Annotated in this window: 19 protein-coding genes and 1 riboswitch; of the genes, 9 read left to right on the top strand and 10 right to left on the bottom strand. The window is 72.7% G+C overall.

What is annotated here, in order from left to right; all coding sequences use genetic code 11:
• The first annotated feature begins 53 nt into the window (after positions 1 to 53).
• Genes LL648_RS07455 through LL648_RS07445 form a run of 3 tightly spaced genes read left to right on the top strand, consistent with a single transcriptional unit; the run spans position 54 to position 3238 of the window.
• Entirely contained in the window at positions 54 to 956 is a 903-nt protein-coding gene (locus tag LL648_RS07455) for an AAA family ATPase (protein ID WP_374111999.1), read from the top strand.
• A 7-nt stretch (positions 957 to 963) separates the two neighbouring features.
• Positions 964 to 2124 (top strand): vWA domain-containing protein, encoded by a 1161-nt coding sequence (locus LL648_RS07450; RefSeq protein WP_374111998.1) that lies wholly within the window; start codon positions 964 to 966, stop codon positions 2122 to 2124.
• Positions 2117 to 3238: an XdhC family protein gene (locus LL648_RS07445; RefSeq protein ID WP_232661660.1), complete on the top strand. Its 1122-nt coding sequence runs from the start codon at positions 2117 to 2119 to the stop codon at positions 3236 to 3238. Before LL648_RS07450 ends, LL648_RS07445 begins: the two co-directional genes overlap by 8 nt.
• Before the next feature lie 74 nt (positions 3239 to 3312).
• Here the strand turns inward: LL648_RS07445 and LL648_RS07440 are convergent, their stop codons facing one another.
• Both LL648_RS07440 and LL648_RS07435 read right to left on the bottom strand, forming a co-directional pair.
• A complete protein-coding gene (locus LL648_RS07440; RefSeq protein WP_232661659.1) occupies positions 3313 to 4068 on the bottom strand; it encodes a hypothetical protein in 756 nt (251 codons plus the stop codon).
• Entirely contained in the window at positions 4065 to 6359 is a 2295-nt protein-coding gene (locus LL648_RS07435; protein WP_232661658.1) for a serine/threonine-protein kinase, read from the bottom strand. The genes LL648_RS07440 and LL648_RS07435 overlap by 4 nt, the downstream gene beginning before the upstream one ends.
• 119 nt (positions 6360 to 6478) lie before the next feature.
• On the opposite strand from LL648_RS07435, the gene LL648_RS07430 reads away from it, so the two are divergent.
• Positions 6479 to 7090: a hypothetical protein gene (locus tag LL648_RS07430; RefSeq protein ID WP_232661657.1), complete on the top strand. Its 612-nt coding sequence runs from the start codon at positions 6479 to 6481 to the stop codon at positions 7088 to 7090.
• Between the two features lie 66 nt (positions 7091 to 7156).
• On the opposite strand, the gene LL648_RS07425 is transcribed toward LL648_RS07430, so the two are convergent.
• On the bottom strand, positions 7157 to 7984 hold the full coding sequence (locus LL648_RS07425) for a Gmad2 immunoglobulin-like domain-containing protein (protein ID WP_232661656.1): 828 nt from the start codon (positions 7982 to 7984) through the stop codon (positions 7157 to 7159).
• A gap of 101 nt (positions 7985 to 8085) precedes the next feature.
• On the opposite strand from LL648_RS07425, the gene LL648_RS07420 reads away from it, so the two are divergent.
• The 3 genes from LL648_RS07420 to LL648_RS07410 are packed head-to-tail and all read left to right on the top strand — an operon-like array spanning position 8086 to position 10652.
• On the top strand, positions 8086 to 8610 hold the full coding sequence (locus tag LL648_RS07420; RefSeq protein WP_232661655.1) for a gamma carbonic anhydrase family protein: 525 nt from the start codon (positions 8086 to 8088) through the stop codon (positions 8608 to 8610).
• A 39-nt stretch (positions 8611 to 8649) separates the two neighbouring features.
• Positions 8650 to 9147, top strand: a complete 498-nt coding sequence (locus LL648_RS07415; protein WP_232661654.1) for a MarR family winged helix-turn-helix transcriptional regulator — start codon at positions 8650 to 8652, stop codon at positions 9145 to 9147.
• Complete coding sequence (locus tag LL648_RS07410; protein WP_308190255.1) at positions 9144 to 10652, top strand: MFS transporter; 1509 nt, start codon at positions 9144 to 9146, stop codon at positions 10650 to 10652. The genes LL648_RS07415 and LL648_RS07410 overlap by 4 nt, the downstream gene beginning before the upstream one ends.
• 187 nt (positions 10653 to 10839) lie before the next feature.
• Here the strand turns inward: LL648_RS07410 and LL648_RS07405 are convergent, their stop codons facing one another.
• Positions 10840 to 11445 carry a TetR/AcrR family transcriptional regulator gene (locus tag LL648_RS07405; RefSeq protein ID WP_232661653.1) on the bottom strand — a complete coding sequence of 202 codons (606 nt, stop codon included), beginning with the start codon at positions 11443 to 11445 and terminating at the stop codon, positions 10840 to 10842.
• Positions 11446 to 11518: 73 nt separating this feature from the next.
• Between LL648_RS07405 and LL648_RS07400 the strand changes: the two genes are divergently transcribed.
• The gene (locus LL648_RS07400) at positions 11519 to 11959 is read left to right on the top strand and encodes a hypothetical protein (protein ID WP_232661652.1); all 441 of its coding nucleotides are present in this window, start codon (positions 11519 to 11521) and stop codon (positions 11957 to 11959) included.
• Positions 11960 to 12026: 67 nt separating this feature from the next.
• On the opposite strand, the gene LL648_RS07395 is transcribed toward LL648_RS07400, so the two are convergent.
• The 3 genes from LL648_RS07395 to thiO form a co-directional block, all read right to left on the bottom strand.
• Complete coding sequence (locus tag LL648_RS07395) at positions 12027 to 12785, bottom strand: thiazole synthase (RefSeq protein ID WP_232661651.1); 759 nt, start codon at positions 12783 to 12785, stop codon at positions 12027 to 12029.
• Positions 12786 to 12787: 2 nt separating this feature from the next.
• Positions 12788 to 12988, bottom strand: coding sequence for a sulfur carrier protein ThiS (thiS, locus tag LL648_RS07390; RefSeq protein ID WP_232661650.1), 201 nt, complete (start codon positions 12986 to 12988; stop codon positions 12788 to 12790).
• A gap of 2 nt (positions 12989 to 12990) precedes the next feature.
• A complete protein-coding gene (gene thiO, locus LL648_RS07385) occupies positions 12991 to 14124 on the bottom strand; it encodes a glycine oxidase ThiO (protein ID WP_374111997.1) in 1134 nt (377 codons plus the stop codon).
• A riboswitch (TPP riboswitch) is annotated at positions 14120 to 14225 on the bottom strand. Its footprint overlaps the gene before it by 5 nt.
• Before the next feature lie 34 nt (positions 14226 to 14259).
• Between thiO and thiE the strand changes: the two genes are divergently transcribed.
• Positions 14260 to 14925: a thiamine phosphate synthase gene (gene thiE / locus LL648_RS07380; protein ID WP_232661648.1), complete on the top strand. Its 666-nt coding sequence runs from the start codon at positions 14260 to 14262 to the stop codon at positions 14923 to 14925.
• A 6-nt stretch (positions 14926 to 14931) separates the two neighbouring features.
• Here thiE and LL648_RS07375 read toward each other — a convergent pair whose 3' ends face one another.
• From LL648_RS07375 to LL648_RS07365, 3 genes are all read right to left on the bottom strand, one after another.
• Complete coding sequence (locus LL648_RS07375) at positions 14932 to 16176, bottom strand: serpin family protein (protein ID WP_232661647.1); 1245 nt, start codon at positions 16174 to 16176, stop codon at positions 14932 to 14934.
• A gap of 144 nt (positions 16177 to 16320) precedes the next feature.
• The gene (locus LL648_RS07370; RefSeq protein WP_232661646.1) at positions 16321 to 17016 is read right to left on the bottom strand and encodes a DUF6319 family protein; all 696 of its coding nucleotides are present in this window, start codon (positions 17014 to 17016) and stop codon (positions 16321 to 16323) included.
• 66 nt (positions 17017 to 17082) lie between these two features.
• Positions 17083 to 17859, bottom strand: coding sequence for a hypothetical protein (locus LL648_RS07365; protein ID WP_232661645.1), 777 nt, complete (start codon positions 17857 to 17859; stop codon positions 17083 to 17085).
• Between the last annotated feature and the right edge of the window lie 16 nt (positions 17860 to 17875).

Genomic DNA, 17875 nt, shown 5'->3' with positions numbered 1-17875 from the left:
GAGTGATCTGCCCGCAGGTGGCTGAGACTCCGCCCGTGAGTCATGCTGGCTGGGTGAACGACCGCTCCGAGTCGCCCGTCGACTCGCCTACCGCGCTTGCTGCGGCGCTGCGCTCGACCGGCTACCTCGCCGACGCCGGGCTGGCAACCGCGACGTTCCTCGCCATGCGGATGAACCGCCCGCTGTTCTGCGAGGGCGAACCGGGCACCGGCAAGACCGCGCTCGCGCAGGCACTCGCCGAGGTTCTCGGCGCCGAACTCATCCGGCTGCAATGCCACGACGGGATCGACGCGACACAGGCCCTTTACGACTGGGATTTCCCCCGCCAGCTGCTGCACCTGCGCGCGCTGGAGGCCGCGGCGGGCGCGAGCCAGGAGAAGCTCGACGCCGACGTCGTCGAGGCCTCCCTCTACGACCCGCGGTTCCTGCTCGCGCGGCCGATCCTGCGGGCGTTGCAGACCACGCCGAGCGTGCTGCTCATCGACGAGATCGACCGCGCCGACGACGAGTTCGAGGCCTTCCTCCTGGAAGTGCTCACCGAGCACGCCGTCACGATCCCGGAGATCGGGGAGGTCCGCGCGAAGGTCCCGCCGCTCGTCGTGCTCACGTCCAACCGCACCCGGGAGGTGCACGACGCACTGAAGCGCCGCTGCCTCTACCTCTGGCTCGACCACCCCGACCTGCAGCGGGAGATCGAGATCCTGCACAGCAGGCTGCCGGGGCTGCCCGAACGGCTGGCCGCGCAGGTGGCCGGTGCCGTGCGCGCGTTGCGCACCGCCGACCTGCTCAAGCCGCCCGGGGTGGCGGAGACCCTCGACTGGGCCCGCGCGCTGCAGCTCGTCGGCGCGACGCACCTCGACGTCGACAGCGCGGCCGCGACGCTGGGCGCGGTGCTCAAGTACCGGGAGGATGCCGACCGCATCCGCAAGCAGCTCGACTCCCTGCTCGCCTCCTGAGGCGCCTGTGGCAGCCATCGGCACACCGGCCCAAGAGACAGCGGCCCCAGCGGCGCAGCGGGACAACCTGATCGAAGGACTGGTCGGCTTCACCGTCGTGCTCCGCGCGGCCGGGCTCGCCATCACCACCGACCGGGTCTCGGCGTTCCTGACCGCGCTCGACGAGCTGGACGTCACCAGCCGCACCCAGACGTACTGGGCGGGCCGGCTCACGCTGTGCGCCGACCCCGACGACCTGCCGAGGTACGACCAGGCCTTCGAGAGCTGGTTCACCCCGCAGCGCGGCGGCCGCACGCAGATCAGGGACGAGCGCCCGCCGCCGCCACCGACGCTCGCCGCGCTGACCCCGGCACCGGAGGTCGAAGGAGAAGGCGACGACGACCGGTCGCCGATGATCCACGCCCGGGCCAGTGGCAGCGAGGTGCTGCGCAACCGCGACCTCGCCGAGCTGAGCCCCGCCGAGCGCGAGCACCTGCGCAGGTTGCTGGCGCTGCTGCGGCCCGAGCTGCCGACCCGGCCGTCCCGGCGGCGCCGGCCCGCGCGCCACGGCGAGCCCGACCCGGGACGGACGCTGCGCGCGGCTTTGCGCAACGGCGGCGAGCTGCACGGCCTGCGTCGTCGATCGCACTCACGGCGCGCCCGAAAGATCGTGCTGCTGGTCGACGTCTCCGGTTCGATGGAGCCCTACGCCGACGCGCTGCTCCGGTTCGCGCACGTCGTGGTGCGCCGCTCCCCCGGCTCCGTCGAGGCGTTCACGCTCGGCACCCGGCTCACCCGCATCACGAGGGAGCTGCGGATGCGCGACGCGGAGCGCGCGCTCACCGCGGCCGGCAAGGCGATCCCCGACTGGTCGGGCGGCACCCGGCTGGGTGAGGTCCTGCGCGCGTTCGTCGACCGGTGGGGGCAGCGCGGCGCCGCGCGGCGCGCCGTCGTCGTCGTGTTCTCCGACGGGTGGGAGCGTGGTGAGACCGACCTGCTCGGCGTGCAGATGTCGCGGCTGCGCCGGCTCGCACACCGGCTGGTCTGGGTGAACCCGCACGCAGGCAAGGACGGCTACGCCCCGGTGCAGGGCGGAATAGTCGCCGCCCTCCCGTACTTGGACGACCTGTTGGCCGGGCACAGCCTGGCGACGTTGGAACAGCTGCTGAAGGTGATCCGCGATGCGTGACGTACTGGCGAAGCTGAACGAGTGGTGGGACAAGGGTGAGACCGCCGCGCTAGCCACCGTGGTCGGGACCTACAGCTCCGCACCACGGCAGCCGGGCGCCTCGATGCTCGTCGGCTCGGCCGGCGAGGCCGTCGGGAGCGTCTCCGGCGGCTGCGTCGAGGGGGCCGTGTACGAGCTGGGGCAGCAGGTGCTCGCCGACGGGCGCCCGATCCTGCAGCGCTACGGGGTCTCCGACGACGACGCGTTCGCGGTCGGGCTGACGTGCGGCGGGATCATCGACATCTTCGTGGAGAAGGTCGACCCGGAGACGTACGCCCAGCTGGGCACGGTCGCGGAGGCAGTGCGGGCGGAGCGTCCGGTCGCGGTGGCGACCGTCGTCTCCGGCCCGGCCGAGCGGCTCGGCAAGCGGCTCGTCGTGTGGCCGGAGAGCACCGAGGGCGGCACCGGCTCCGCCCGGCTCGACGACGCGATCCGCGACGACGCGCGCGGGCTGCTCGACGCCGGCCGCAACGCGATGGTCACCTACGGCGTCGACGGGCAACGCCGCGGCGAGGGCCTCTCGGTGTTCGTGGAGTCGTTCGCGCCGCCGCCGCGGATGATCGTGTTCGGGGCCATCGACTTCGCCGCGGCCGTCGCGCGGATCGGCAACTTCCTCGGCTTCCGGGTGACGGTTTGCGACGCGCGTCCGGTGTTCGCGACGGCTTCGCGGTTCCCCGGCGCCAACGAGGTGGTCGTCGAGTGGCCGCACCGCTACCTCGCCGCCGAGGCGGAGGCCGGGCGGATCGACGCGCGCACCGCGCTCTGCGTGCTCACCCACGACCCGAAGTTCGACGTCCCGCTGCTGGAGGTCGCCCTGCGGCTGCCCGAGGTGGGCTACATCGGCGCCATGGGCTCGCGCCGCACCCACGACGACCGGCTGGAGCGGTTGCGCGAGCGGGGCATCACCGAGGCGGAGATCGCCAAGATGTCCAGCCCCATCGGGCTCGACCTCGGCGCCCGCACCCCGGAGGAGACGGCCGTCTCGATCGCGGCCGAGATGATCGCGCAGCACTGGGGCGGCGCGGGCGTGCGCCTCGCGGAGCGGGCCGGCCCCATCCACACCCCGACCGGCTGACCGAAGTTCCCCACCGTTTTGGGTGGATGCGCGCCGCAATCGCGCGCATGTGCCCAAAACGGTGGGGAAGTTGGTTACTTGGGGCCTTGTCCGGGCTGGCGCAGCGTCGTGAGGATCTGGCGGATCTCGGCGTCGGGGACGGACTTGGGCGCGTCGACGTCCGCCACGATGATCAGCGAGACCGTCGGGCCGAGCTCGCCGGTGAAGCCGGTCGCCGAGACGACGTACGCGGCACCCTTCGTGGTGTTGCACTCCGGATCCGGGGAGGGCAGGTCCGCCACGGCCTTGACGATCACGGCGGGCAGCCCGGTGATCGTCGTGATCTGCTCCGGCGGACCGACGTCGACCGCCGGGCGGCGTTGCTCGTCGTCGGTGTAGGCCCGGTCGGCCCAGATCTCCGCCCACGCCGCCGACGCCGCCGCGAGGTCGGTGCCGGGATCGTGCTTCGTCACGGCCAGCGCGAGGCTGGAGTACTGGCCGCAGGCGTCCTTGCCGAACTCGGCGGCACCGCTGCCGAGCACCCCGCCCTTGTCCGGCTCGCCGTAGCCGACGATCACACCCTCACCCAGGACGCTCCACGTCGGCGGGACGTCGTAGATCGCGGCCCGCTTGACCGACCGCACCGGGCTCCAGCCCGGGATGACCGGCTCGACCACCAGCGGGATCTCGGTCGACGGGCGACCGTTCGGCGCGGGCGCCGTGGTGGTCGGCGCGGGCTCCGCGAGCGCCACCGGGTCGGGCGCGGCCTGCCCGGGCACGGCCGTCGTGCAAGCGCCCGAGAGCGCCGCGGCCGCTGCCAACGCGAGCACGAGCGAGGCACGTCGGATCATGCGAGATCCCTCTTGAGCTTGACGATGGTGGAGCTGGTGACGACGACGCCGACGGTGCCGTCGGGGCTGAACGCGATCTCCGCGGGACTCGACCCGACGCTGATCTTCGACGGCTCGCCGGTAGCCGTCTCGATCACGGTGACGTCGCTGGTGGTCTCGTTGCTGACCACGGCCTGCTGGCCATCGGGGGTGATCGCGATGGCCACGGGTCGCTCGCCGGTCGGGATCGCGGCCCCGACCACGGCCGTGGTGCTCACGTCCATGACCGCCACCCCGTTGCCGCCGGAGAGCACGACGTAGGCGCTCGCACCGTCGGGGGTGATCGCGACGGCTACCGGGTCCTGCTTCAGCGCGACGGAGCCGACCACGGCGTTCGTCGAGGTGCTGAGCACCCGTACCCCGGCCGTCCCGACGGCGATGAGCTTCTTCCCGTCCGGTGTGACAGCGAGGCCCTTCACCTCGCCGCCGACCGGGATCGCCGGCGCCGCGGTGCCGGCCCCGATGTCGACCACCACCACCCCGGCGCGCGTGCCGACGTAGGCCTGCTTGCCGTCCTTCGAGGCGGCGACCGTCCACGGGAGCTCGTCCATCGGGATGATGTGCTCGACGGTGCCGGCGCCGGAGATGTTGGCGACGACGAAGCTGTACTTCTGCTCCGTCGAGAGGCTCTTCGACGTCGGGATCAGGGCCCTCGACCCGTCCGGGGTGAGCGCGAGCGCTTGCGGGAAGGCCTCCTCCGGCAGCTGGACGGTCCCCCCCGGCTCTGCCGGCGAATCGAGGTTGTGCTTCTCGAGCTGGTACTGCGATCCGGTGCGGCCCTGCTCGTACGGGGCGGGCCCCACCGTGAAGAACGCCGTGCCCTTCGGGTCGAAGACCGCGCCGGTCGCCGCGTTGATCGGCAGGTTCTCCGCAACCTCCACCTTGCGCGGCTTCGCCTTCGCCGCCGTCGGCACGGTCGGCGACTGCGGCGAGGTGGTGCTCGACGCATTGTTGATCACGACCAGCAGGGTGGTGAGGCCGCCGCCGAGCAGCACGACCACCGCCGCGATCACCATGAACACCTTGGCGCCGCTGCGCGGGCGCTGCTCCGACTGCTGCGAGGGGGCGCCGCTCAGCGCCGCGCCGGGCACCCATGCCGACGCGCCGGCGAAGACGTTGGCGTTCGGATCGGTCGAGACGCGCGTCCCCACCGGCTGGCCGTGCTGCTGGTAATGGGGCTGGCTCTGCGGCCGGCCGTGCGGCTGGCTCTGCTGGAACTGCGCCTGCTGGGCCGGCGCCGGCCCGCCGAAGTACTGCGGACCGGAGCCCGGGTACTGCGGCCCGGACGGCGCCCGGCGCGGCTGCGGCGGCCCGAACTGCCCTGGCGGCGGCGGGAAGACCGGACCGGACGTGCGGGTGGCGCCGGGCTGCCGGGGCGGGTGCGCCGCGGTCGTCTCCCCCGGGTTGGCCGGCGCGGGGGCGCTCAGCGCGGCGCGCGCGGCGGCGGCCAGCGCGCCCGCGGTCGCGTAGCGCTGGTCGGGGTCCTTCGCCATGCCACGGGCCACCACCTCGTCGAGCGCGGTGGGCACCCCCTGGCGCAGCTGCGACGGACGCGGCGGCGGCGAGTGCATGTGGTGGTAGAGCGAGGTCGCGATGCTGCCGGAGGGGAACGGCTTCGAGCCCGTCAGCACCTCCGCGAGCACGCAGGCCAGCGCGTACACGTCGACGCGGTGGTCGGACGGCAGCTGCTCGAACCGCTCCGGCGCCATGTAGTCGACCGAGCCGATCACCGCGCCGGTGCCGGTGAGCCCACCGTTCGTACCGTCGACCATGCGCGCGATGCCGAAGTCGACGAGGTAGGCGAAGTCGCGGCCGTCCCCGTCGGAGGCGGAGAGCAGGATGTTCGACGGCTTCACGTCGCGGTGGATCAGGCCTTCGCGGTGGGCGGAGTCGAGCGCGCCCGCAACCTGCCCGATGATGTGCACGGCCTCGTCCGGGGAGAGCGGGCCCTCCTCGTCGAGGCGTTCCCCGAGGTCCCGGCCCTCGACGAACCGCATGTCGATGAAGAGCGCGCCGTCGATCTCGCCGTAGTCGTGGATCGGGATGACGTGCGCGGAGCGCAGCCCGGCCGCCATCTCCGACTCGGCCCGGAACCGCGCCTGGAACGCGGGGTCGGTGGCGAGCTGCGGGGTCAGCACCTTCAGCGCGACGACGCGCTTGCGGATCGTGTCGTAGGCCTTGTGGACCTCGCCCATGCCGCCGCGGCCGATCAACTTCTCCAGGCGGTAAGGCCCGAAGTGCGCGTCAGCCAACGGTCCTCCCCCGGTGAAAAGTCGCGCTCGTGCCGTCTGCTGTGGGGCCCTATCGTCACATGTCGCCTCAGCGCGCCTGATCTGGGCGCGTCCACGCCGATCCGGTAGACACCGCACCCATGCGTTTCTATGCCGAACGGCCGTTGCGACTGCTGCGGCAACTCATCGCCGATGCGGTGGTCATCGCGTGGATGTACCTGTGCGTCCAGGTTGCGTTCACCGCCCAGGAGGTGATCCTCCGGCTGCAAGCACCTGCACAGGCGCTCGCCGACGCCGGCGGCTCGATCCGCGGTGCCTTCGACGATGCCGCCCGGACGGCCAGCGGAGTGCCGTTCGTCGGGGAGGACCTCGCGAGGGCCCTCGGCACCGGGACGAACGCCGGCGACTCGTTGGCCTCGGCGGGGCGGGAGCAGGTGGAGACGATCGCCGCGGTGGCGCTGGGCACGACGATCGGGATCATCGTGCTCGGCGCGCTGCCCGTCCTGCTCGTCTGGCTGCCGCTGCGGATGCGCTACGCGCGTGCGGCCCGCTCCGCCGCGGCGGTGCGGGGCGTCGACACCGACCTGCTCGCGCTGCGCGCGATGACCCGGCTGCCGGTGCGCAAGCTGCTGGCGGTCTCGTCCGACCCCGCAGCGGCCTGGCGACGCGACGAGCGTGCCGTCGTGCACAAGCTGGCCGAGCTGGAGCTCAAGAGCCTCGGCATGCGCGCGCCGCGCACACCCCCGGACTGACGTCGACAACGACGTTCTGGCTGTTGTTAGCGCTCACAAAACAGCCAAAACGTCGTTGTGAACGGTTCAGCGGACGGTGACGACCCGGTCGTCCGTCAGCGGCGCGCGGCCTTCGCCGCCCGACGGGTCGTCCTCCAGCACCCTGACGGTGTACGTGCCTGGCCCGAGGTTCAGCGGGAACGAGAAGGCGGAGAAGCGCATGCCCTCGGCCGCCGAGGTGAACCCCGTCCGCAGCACGGCACCGTCGCGCAGCACCTCCCAGTGCACGGTCGCTTCGAAGACGGCGGCCTCGCCGGTCACCGTGAAGGCCGACGGCACCGTGGCACCGTCGGCGGGCGCGTCGATCTGGACGAGGGAGCGCAACGCGTAGGCGTCGCCGCGGCGGATCGGCTCGGGGGTGGCGGGTCGGCCGTCGACGAGCAGCCGGACCGGGTCCTCCGACTGCAGGGCGCCCTGCACGGTGAAGACGAGCTGCTGGGCCGGCAACGCCGCCCCACCGCCGAGATCAACCGTCCCCGCCCCGGTGAGATCGACCGTGATCACGCCGTTCGCACTGGTCACGGGCTCACGCAGGGATGTCCCCGCCGGCCAGCCGGTGCGGTAGTCGCGGTCGGTCGCCGGTTCGAACATCTCGCGGACGGCGTCGCTCGCGGCGTCGGCCGTCACGATCCGGTGGAACTCGCGGTAGAGCCGCGGACCGGATCCCGTCTCGGCCACGTAGTAGACGGGCACGGCGCGGTCGGTGCCGGCCGGCGTCGAGTTCGACGTCGAGGGGACGGCCGGGATCGCGCTCGATCGCGCGGGTGGCACCGCGGCGGGCGGCCCGCCACAACCGGCGGCCACCGCCGCAAGGAGTACAGCCGCCGCAACCCGCCACCGCCTGCTCGCCACCACCTTCCAAGGGTGCCGGGAGCGGCGAGGACGGGGGCGGCGCCACACCGGACCCACCCGGGTATCAGCCGGAAGGCGCCGCCGCGACATGGCACCGTGACGACATGCCACTGTTCTCCTTCGAGGGCCTCACCCCCACGGTGCACCCGAGCGCGTTCATCGCGCCGACCGCGACGCTCGTGGGCGACGTCCGGGTCGAGGCCAACGCGTCGGTCTGGTACAACGCCGTGCTCCGCGCCGACTTCGGGCCGATCGTCGTCCGCGAGGGCGCGAACGTGCAGGACGGGTGCGTCGTGCACGGCGGCGACGACCCGGTCACCGAGATCGGGCCCGGGGCGACCATCGGGCACCTCTGCGTCGTGCACGGGTGCGTGATCGGCGAGGAGGCGTTGATCGGCAACGGCTCGACGATCCAGGACGGCGCCCGGATCGGCGCGCGCTGCCTGATCGGGGCCGGTTCGACCGTCCCGCCGAACACCGTCGTGCCCGACGGGCAGCTGGTGCTGGGCATGGTGGCGCGGGAGAAGGGGCCGCTCACGCAGTCGGCGCGGTGGTGGGTCGAGGGCAACCCGTCGATCTACCAGCAGCTCGCGAAGCGCCACCGGGAGACGGTCGCCCAGGTCGAATGACCGTTGCATGGTACAACCATTCGGGTATATAGTTGTCGCATGCAAACGACCAGCGAGAGCGACCAGGCGGTCGACGAGCTGGGCGACGCCGTTGTCGCGCTCGTACGCACCTGGCGTGGCGTCAGCCGCCACGTCACCGGTACCTCGCAGACGACGCTCGCCGTGCTGGAGATGGCTCGCACCATCGGTGAAGGGGAACGGCGGCTCAGCGAGATCGCGGAGCTGCGCGGCGTCGACCAGTCGGTGATCAGCCGGCAGATCGGCGAGCTCCAGCGCAAGCACCTCGTGTGCCGCAGGCCCGACCCGCTCGACGGCCGCGCGAGCCTCGTCCGCCTCACCCCGGCGGGCCTCGAAGTGCTCGAAGGCGCGCGACGGGTGCGCCTGGAATGGCTGCGCGGGGCGCTGTCCCGCAGCCCGACGGCGGACGTCCGCGCGACGGCACGGCTCGTCAACGCCCTCTCCGAGGAGCTCGAAACGCACGCCGCCGACTACGAAGGCATGCTCACGCACGACGAGACGGTGGCGATCACGTCGTGACCTCGGTGTCGACCCGCCCGGACGTCGCCGCCGGGCCCGAACCCACGCGCTCGCACCGCGAGATCCTGACCGCGCTGAGCGGCCTGCTGCTCGTCATGTTCGTCGCGATCGTCTCCAGCACGATCGTCTCCAACGCGCTCCCCACGATCGTCGCCGACCTGCACGGCTCGCAGACCAGCTACACGTGGGTCGTCACCGCGACGCTGCTGACCACCACGGCGTCGACGCCGATCTGGGGCAAGCTCGCCGACCTGTTCAGCAAGAAGCTGCTGGTCCAGATCGCGATCCTGATCTTCGTCGGGGGCTCGATCGGCGCGGGCCTCGCCGGCTCGATGGGCTGGCTGATCGGCTGGCGCGCCGTGCAGGGCGTCGGGGCCGGCGGGCTGCAGGCGCTGACCCAGGTGGTCATCGCCGCGCTCATCCCGCCGCGTGAGCGCGGCCGCTACTCCGGATACCTGGGCGCCGTGCTCGCCGCCGCGACCGTCTCGGGGCCGCTCGCCGGCGGGCTGCTCGTCGGCACGCCGTGGCTCGGCTGGCGCTGGTGCTTCTTCGTCGGCGTGCCGATCGCGCTCGTCTCGCTCGTGGTGCTGCAGCGCACGCTGCACGTGCCGACCCCGCCGCGCGAGGTGCGGCTCGACTACATCGGCGCGGCGTTGATCGCCGGCGGGGTGTCGACGTTGCTCGTGTGGGTCTCGCTGGCCGGCGCGCAGTTCGCGTGGGGCTCGACCACGTCGTTCGTGCTGGCCGGGCTCGGGGTGGCGGCGCTGGTCGCGGCGCTCGTCGTCGAGGCGCGGGTGCCGGAGCCGGTGGTGCCGCTGACGCTGTTCAAGGAGCGGACGGTGGTGCTCTCGGTGCTCGCGAGCCTCGTCGTCGGGCTGGTGATGTTCGGCGGGAGCGTGTTCCTCGGCCAGTACTTCCAGATCGCCCGCTCGTACGACCCGACGACGGCGGGCCTGCTCACGTTGCCGCTGATCGGCGGGCTGCTCGCCGGCTCCACCGGCTCCGGCCAGCTGATCACGCGGTACGGGCGGTGGAAGCGCTACCTCGTCGCGGGCGCCTTCATGATCACCGCGGGGTTGGTGCTGCTCTCGACGATCGACCACACGACGTCGATCCCCGAAGTCGGCGCGTTCCTGGTGATCCTCGGGCTCGGCGTCGGCATGACGATGCAGAACCTCGTGCTCGCCGTGCAGAACACCGTCGACATCCGCGACGTCGGCGCCGCGAGCGCGCTCGTCGCGTTCCTGCGCTCGCTCGGCGGCACGATCGGCGTCACCGTGATGGGTGTGCTGCTCAGCCTGCAGGTCGGCAGCGCGGCCAATCTCGGCGAACTCGCCTCGCTGCCCGTCGCGCAGGCCGCCGCGGCGCGGGCGGCGTACGGCGACGCGATCGGCCACATCTTCCTGGTCACGGCCATCGGCTCGCTCATCACGCTCGCCGCCGTGCTGCTGATCCGCGAGGTACCGCTCCGCACCGCCATCGGCACCTCGACGCGAAAGCCGTAGAACTTCCCCACCGTTTTGCCAACCTGCACACCCGGAACGGCGTGCAAGTAGGCAAAACGGTGGGGACCTTCTACTGGTCGTCGGCTGGCTGCGCTCTACCGGCCGTAGGACTTCCCCATCGTTTTGGGTGGATGCGCGCTCCCACGGCGCGCAAGTGCACAAAACGGTGGGGATGTTGGACGGGTGGTCAGCGGGTGCGCAGGCCTTCGAGCATCCTGCGCATCAGCGTGGAGCACTCGTCGCGCAGCCGGACCTTCTCGGCGTCCGACGCCTCCGCGATCACCCGGCCAGAGCCGCCGAGCAGGTGGAAGATCAGCTGCGCCGCGGTTTCGACGGGCAGCGGCCGCACGAGCCCCGCGGCGACGAGCACGTTGAGGAAGTTCTCGACGAGGCCGAACGCGTGGACCTTCTCGACCTCCATCCACCGCCCCCAACCCAGCGCCACCGGTCCTTCGAGCCAGCAGACGCGCCCGTAGGTCCGGTCGCGGCACTGGTCGAGGAACGTGTCGAGCGCCGTGATCGCGGCCTCCCAGGGGTCCTCGACCTTCGCGGCCGCCGCGAGCACCTGCTCGGTCATGCGGATCTCCAGCACGGCGAGCACGGCCTCGAACAGCGCCTTCTTGCTGTCGAAGTGGTGGTAGACGGCGCCGCGGGTGACCTGCGTCGCGGTCGCGATCTCGTCGAGCGACACGGCGGCGAACCCGCGCTCGGTGAACATCTCCGTCGCCGTCTCCAGCAGGGCGGCGCGCGTCGCCTCCGAGTACAGCTCACGCCGACTCTTCGGGCTTGACATACACGGAGTCTAAGACATACTCAGTGTCAGATACATCGTGTATGTGAGATGCAGACCGAAGGAGAGTGACGCCATGTCGGCGACGTGGGAGCAGACCCACCGGCGCCAGGCGCTGCTCAAGGCCGTGCTCGCCGACGTCGAGGCGTCCGGGCAGCCCGCCGTCACCCACCTCGACGAGGTGGTCGCGGAGTTCGGCGACGTCACGGCGTTCCTGCTCGCGGCGCACCACCGCTGGTACACGGCCGTGCTCGCGCGCATCGACGTCGTGCTGGAGGACCAGCAGCTGGAACCGGTCGAGGCGGTCGCCGAGATCTGGACGGTGCTCGCGGAGCGGCACGCCCCGCTGCGGGCACTGCTCGACGCCCACCGCGACGAGCCCGCACTGGCCGCCGCCGACGAGCACTACCGCGGGCTCGTACTGCGCGACCTCGGCGTCGACCTCGCCGCGCTCACGACGACGTCCATCCCCCGGCAGCGCCGGGGCTGGTGGCGCGGGCTCCGCCAGCCCGCATGAGCCGTCGACAACGACGTTTTGGCTGCGTGGGGGGACCAGGAACAGCCATTACGTCGTTGTCGACGTGCTACTCGTCCAGCTCCGGCGAGCTGGCCTGCGCCCAGTAGCGCTTCGGGATGCGGCCCGCGCCGCGTGCCTCGAACCCGGCTTCGACGGCGAGCCGCATCGCAGTGGCCATCCGTTCCGGGTCGCCCGACCTGGTCACCGCCGTGGCCAGCATGACGGCGGCGCAGCCCAGCTCCATGGCGAACGCGGCCTCCGAGGCCGTGCCGATGCCCGCGTCGAGCACCACCGGCACCCCGGCCCGTTCGACGATCATCTCGAAGTTGTGCGGGTTGCGGATGCCGAGCCCGGTCCCGATCGGTGAGCCGAGCGGCATGACGGCCGAGCAGCCGACCTGCTCCAACTTCCTGGCGAGCACCGGGTCGTCGTTGGTGTAGGGCAGCACGGTGAACCCGTCGTCGACGAGCTGCTCGCACGCGTCGAGCAGCTCGAACGGGTCGGGCAGCAGCGTGCGCTCGTCGGCGACCACCTCAACCTTGATCAGGTCGGTCTCCAGCGCCTCGCGGGCGAGTCGCGCGGTGAGCACGGCCTCCGCGGCGGTCCGGCAGCCCGCGGTGTTCGGGAGGACCCCGATGTCGAGCTTGCGCAGCAGGTCGAGCACACCTGTGCCGGCCGTGGCGTCGACCCGCCGCATGGCGACCGTAGTGAGCTGCGTCCCGGACGCCACCAACGCGCGTTCGAGCACTTCCATGTTGGCGGCGCCGCCCGTGCCCATGATGAGCCGGGAGCCGAACTTGTGACCGCCGAGCACCAGGTCTTCCATGATCACCCTCCCTGCACGGCGGTCAGCACCTCGACGCGCGCCCCGTCGACCAGCGGCGTCGCCGCCCAGGCGGCCCGCGGCACGACCTCTCCGTCGACGGCCACGGCGATCCCGCGCTCCGGCGCGTCGAGCGCGACGAGCGCTTCCCGCACGGTGGCGCCATCGGCGAACCGGCGCCGGTCGCCGTTGATCCAAACGTCCACGTCTACCTCCTTGCCGTTGCCACGGCGGTGAAACGGACCGGGTCGGCAGCGGCCGCCGGTCCGGGGAGCGGTTCGTCGTGCAGGAGTGCGAGCACCGCGTCGGCGGTGACGGGGGCGAGCAACATGCCGTTGCGGCCGTGGCCGGTGGCGACGAGCAGACCGTCGGGCCCGAGCCGCCCGATCAACGGCAGGTTGTCGACGCTGCCGGGCCGCAACCCCGCCGCGCTCTCCACCAGCGCGAACTCGGAGATCCCCGGCAGCACGCGCTCGGCGTCGCGCAGCAGGTCGCGCACGCCGCCGACGGTGACCTCGGTGTCGAAGCCGGTCTCGTACTGGGTGGCGCCGATGACGAGGCCGCCACCGTCACGGGGCACGGCGTAGACGGGCCGGCCGTCGACCAGCGCGCGCACCGTCCGCCGCGGCGGCGGCACGGCGCTGCGGCGGTGCGCGAGCCGCAGGATCTCGCCCTTGACCGGGCGGACCAGCCCGTCGAGCAGCGGGTGCAGCGCGGCGGACCACGCACCCGCGCTGATCAGCACGGCCTCCGCGGGGACGTCCTCGCCGTCGGTCCGCACGCCGGTGACCCGCGAACCGTCGTCGTGCACCCGGCGCGCCGCTCGCTCGACGAACCGCACACCGTTCTTCTCGCAGGCCGCGCGCAAGGCGTCGAGCAGCTGCCGGTTGTCGACGGCGAGGTCGTCGGGCACGCACAACCCGCCGCGTACCTCCGGCCCGAGCGCCGGCTCGACCTTGCGCAGCTCGCGGCCGGTCAGCCGCTCGACGGGCCGGCCGAGCGTGCCGAGGTAGGTCGCGAGCTGCTCCAGCTCGTCGCGGTCGCCGCTGCCCGTCGCCGCGACGACGGTGCCGTCGGTGCGCAGGCCCGCGTCCCGGCCGCCGGCCTCGGCGAGCGCCGCGGCGAACTCCGGCCACCGGTCGACCGAGGCCACGCCTATGTCGAGCAGCTCCTCCTCGCCCGGCCACGCCTCAGTGACGGGCGCGAGCATGCCGCCCGCGACCCACGACGCGCCGCTCGCCGGCGCCGGATCGATCACCGTGACCGCGAGCCCGGCAACCGCTGCTGCCCGCCACGCGCAGGACATGCCGATCACGCCTGCACCGATCACTGCCAGATTCACGTCACCCTCCGCTCCCTGCGCCGGCATGACCCGGATCAGGTTCGACGGTCGGGATCTGATCGATCCCCTCTCAGCCCGTCAGGGCTCCCGTGCGTCACCTACTGGCGAGCCTACGCCCCGCGTAGGGTCTTTCCAGTGCCTGGACTCGACGGAACCGCGCTGCGCGCACGCCTCGACGACGCCCGCCTGTACCTCTGCACCGACGCCCGCCGCGAACGCGGCGATCTCGCGGAGTTCCTCGACGCCGCGCTCGCGGGCGGTGTCGACATCGTCCAGCTGCGCGACAAGGGCGCCGACGGCCCCCTCGAAGCGCGCGCCGAGCTGGCGGCGCTGGAGATCATCGCCGAGGCCTGCGCGCGGCACGGCGCGCTGTTCTCGGTGAACGACCGCGCCGACATCGCGCTCGCGTCCGGCGCCGACGTCCTGCACCTCGGGCAGGACGACCTGCCGGTCGAGTGGGCCCGCAAGATCGTCGGCGAGGACGTCGTGATCGGGCGCTCGTCGCACAGCGACGACGAGACGGCGACGGCGGCCGACGAGGCGGGCGTCGACTACTTCTGCGTCGGCCCGTGCTGGCCGACCCCGACGAAGCCCGGCCGCCACGCCCCGGGCCTCGACCTGGTGCGCACGGTCGCCGGACGCGCGCCGTCCCGGCCGTGGTTCGCGATCGGCGGCATCGACGTGCAGCGGCTCGACGAGGTGCTCGACGCCGGCGCCACCCGGATAGTCGTGGTGCGGGCGATCACGGAGGCGGCGGATCCCCGCGCAGCGGCCGCGGCGCTCGCGGCACGACTGCGCTGAGCCCGCTCAGCGCGCAGCCGGATCCGCGACCACGCCGTTGAAGAGCGGCGTGCCGGTCGGCTTGTGCACGATCGAGAAGGCGAAGGGGTGGTCGGCCCGCACCTCGGCCTGCGGCTCGGGCGGGCCGCTCCCTGCAGCACCGATGCCGGTGACAGCGGCGGCCTCGGTGCCCGTCTCGTTCACCGTGATGTTCGCCCGGTGCATCGCGGCGCTGATGAACACGCCGTCGGTGATCCCCGAGAAGTCCGCGGCCGACGAGAACGGCACCTCGACCCCGAGCTTCCGCATCTGCTCGACGAGCTTGACGTCGGTGGCGAAGTCCCAGCGCGGCAGCGTCAGCGCGACCGGTGTCGGCACGAGCCCGGTCCGCACCGCCGCCAGCGTCGGCGGGGCGAGCAGGTCGACGGCCGGCGTGTGCCCGGTCGGGACGAGCACCCACATCACCAGCTCGTCGCCGGCGTAGGGCAGCTCGACCGCCTGCCAGCCGGGCGCGCTCGCATAGCTCATCGACTCGCCGAACTTGCGCATGGTGGGCACGAGCACCGTGCTGCGGTCGGCGCGGGTGAACGTCGCGTCGGTCGTCGATTCCCCGTCGAACGGCACCTGCCAGTCGGCCTTCAGGTAGATCGCGTTCGCGAGCACGAGCAGGGTATCCGGGGCGATCTTGTCGAACAGCTTGTCGATGCGTTCGGCGGTCTGCGCCCGCACCCAGGCGTTGATCTGCTCGGCCGCGGCAGGCGAGCTGAAGTCGACATCGGCGACGCCGGCTCCGTAGTCGCCGGCCAGCGTGCGCAGGAACGCCTCGGCGATCGGCAGGCCGTGCTGGGCGAACAGCCCGTTGGCGACGGAGACGGCCGGCCTGCCGGGACGACCGGCCAGGCCGTTGGGGGTGACCACCGCCTGCGCGATCGTGTTCAGCGGCGCGTGCGGCCCGGTCGGCGGGAACCGGAACGCAGCGTCGATCTGGTCCGCGGTCGCCCCGCGCGCCCCGGCTCGCACCATGCCGAACGCGAACCCGATGCTGGCGGGGGAGAACACGAGGTTGGTCATCGGGTCGGCCAGCGCTCTGCCGAGATCCGACCCGAACGCGACCAGCCCGTCGACGACCGGCGCGGTGGGCACCACCGGGTCGACGGCGGACCGGTCGACGCCGGCTGCGCGCCGGGCGTCGGGCGGCCGGACGGTGCTGAACCCGCAACCGGCGGTCAATGCGGCGGCCAGGGCGGACGTGAGGAAGGCTCGTCGGTTCATGTCCGTCAGACGTGCCGCCCTGACCTGCGGGTTGGGTGCCAGCTTTACCCATGCCCGGCCACCCGAACTTCCCCACCGTTTTGCCAACCTGCACGGCCCCGAAGGTGTGCAGATTGGCAAAACGGTGGGGAGATTCGGCGGCAGTCAGCCGCTGAGCTCCTTCAGCGCCCGCTGGGCCTCCTCCAGCTCGGCGCGGAGGCGTTCGACCCGTTCCACCTGACGGTGCCGAGCCGCCTGCAACGACGACTCGATCGCCTCCGTGACCGCAGGCGGCAGCGACCGCGCCGCCTTGGCGACGTCGCCGGGCTGGACGAGCGTCGGGCGGACGGTGCGCCGCTTGCCGTTGCTGACCTCGACGGTCCACTCGCCTTCCGGCGTGGCGCTGAGCGTGACGACGACCTCGACGGGCTGCTGCCGCGACCGCGCGGGAGTCGCGCGGGCCGGTGCGGGCGCCGGCGCCTCGACGGGGGCCGGCTTCTGCTGGCGGGGCGGTGGCGGCGCCGGCTCGTACGGGATGTCGCTCGCCGCTGCCACCGGCGGGGCAGCAGCGGCCGGCTCGGCCTGCACCACCGCCTTGGCCGCGGGCGCCGCCCGCTTGCGGACCGGCCGCACCCTGGTCAGCTCGCCGGGCGAGCAGAACATCGTGTCGCGCGAGCCCGTCGCCTTGACCTGGATGAACTCACCCGACCACGAGTCGTCCAGCGAGATGATCTTGGCTGACCCGCCGGTCGGGACGCCCACGGCCGCCTTCGTGAACCACACCGTCGGCGGTTTGCCCGCCGTGAGGTCGGCCCGTACCGCTTGCAGGTCCTCGTCGGTCAGCGATGTTGTTGCGGCCATGTCCCCTCTTCCCCACGTGCCTGCTGCGGGTCGCATTGTGCACGGAGGGACCGACTAAATCGAATGTCAGTTCGGACTCGGCGCATCCTGCGTCGGGCGGGGGAACGTGGGCAGGAGGCCGCCACGGTCCGGCTCCTCCGACGACGGCGGCGTGATCGTCGTCGGCGCCGGGTTCTCGCTGGTCGGCGGCACGGTCGTGGGCGCCGTCGTCGGCGACCCGGTCTCGGTCGGGTCGGCCGAGCGCTCGTCGGAGCCGTCCGGATCGTCGGACGTGACATCGGGCACATTCGTGGCCGGCTGCCCGCTGTGGATGACGCGGCCGACGGAGGTGCCGGGCTGATCGGCGTTCAGCGGCGAACCCTTGATCCACTCGATGCCGGTGACCGTCAGCATGCCCAGCAGGAAGACCAGCGCGGTCACCCCGGCGATCGCGGCGAGCCGCCCCCGCGACCGGCGCCGCGGCACATCGGGTTCGGCACGCAGCTGGACGGTCTCGGCATCGGCCGGCAGCCGCGGGATGGGCACCGTCACCTCGCCCGGCGCGACCCGACCGCCGACGCGCTGGGCGAGCCGCACCCTGGCCGCGACGGCGGCGTGGGTGCGGTCGAGCGAGCGCTGGTACAGCGACGTCGCGATCGTGCTGGCGACGGAACCGATCGCCGCACCCGTCACGGTGCCGGCGACGCCGAAGTACGAACCGAGGATCGCGCTCGTCGCGGCGGCACCGGCGCCGGCCAGGACCTTGTTGACGGTCAGGTCGGGCGCGGCCGGCTGCGGTTCGGTCGCCGGCAGCTCCGGCGGCATCGGTTGCGGGGTCGGGCGGGGGCGGGTGTTGGTTGCCATGGCTCCGGATCGATAG

This window comes from Pseudonocardia sp. TRM90224 (genome assembly GCF_021245725.1).
Classification (GTDB): Bacteria; Actinomycetota; Actinomycetes; order Mycobacteriales; family Pseudonocardiaceae; genus Pseudonocardia.
Note: the sequence above shows the minus strand (reverse complement) of the source record. Positions and strands in the feature narration are given on the sequence as shown.

Excerpts from the sequence above, each read along its gene's own strand:
- LL648_RS07415 (WP_232661654.1), top strand. The coding sequence starts at position 8,650 with ATGCAAACGACCAGCGAGAGCGACCAGGCGGTCGACGAGCTGGGCGAC.
- LL648_RS07395 (WP_232661651.1), bottom strand. The coding sequence starts at position 12,785 with ATGGAAGACCTGGTGCTCGGCGGTCACAAGTTCGGCTCCCGGCTCATC.
- LL648_RS07405 (WP_232661653.1), bottom strand. The coding sequence starts at position 11,445 with ATGTCAAGCCCGAAGAGTCGGCGTGAGCTGTACTCGGAGGCGACGCGC.
- LL648_RS07420 (WP_232661655.1), top strand. The coding sequence starts at position 8,086 with ATGCCACTGTTCTCCTTCGAGGGCCTCACCCCCACGGTGCACCCGAGC.
- LL648_RS07445 (WP_232661660.1), top strand. The coding sequence starts at position 2,117 with ATGCGTGACGTACTGGCGAAGCTGAACGAGTGGTGGGACAAGGGTGAG.
- LL648_RS07365 (WP_232661645.1), bottom strand. The coding sequence starts at position 17,859 with ATGGCAACCAACACCCGCCCCCGCCCGACCCCGCAACCGATGCCGCCG.
- LL648_RS07400 (WP_232661652.1), top strand. The coding sequence starts at position 11,519 with ATGTCGGCGACGTGGGAGCAGACCCACCGGCGCCAGGCGCTGCTCAAG.
- LL648_RS07440 (WP_232661659.1), bottom strand. The coding sequence starts at position 4,068 with ATGATCCGACGTGCCTCGCTCGTGCTCGCGTTGGCAGCGGCCGCGGCG.
- LL648_RS07375 (WP_232661647.1), bottom strand. The coding sequence starts at position 16,176 with ATGAACCGACGAGCCTTCCTCACGTCCGCCCTGGCCGCCGCATTGACC.
- LL648_RS07430 (WP_232661657.1), top strand. The coding sequence starts at position 6,479 with ATGCGTTTCTATGCCGAACGGCCGTTGCGACTGCTGCGGCAACTCATC.
- LL648_RS07370 (WP_232661646.1), bottom strand. The coding sequence starts at position 17,016 with ATGGCCGCAACAACATCGCTGACCGACGAGGACCTGCAAGCGGTACGG.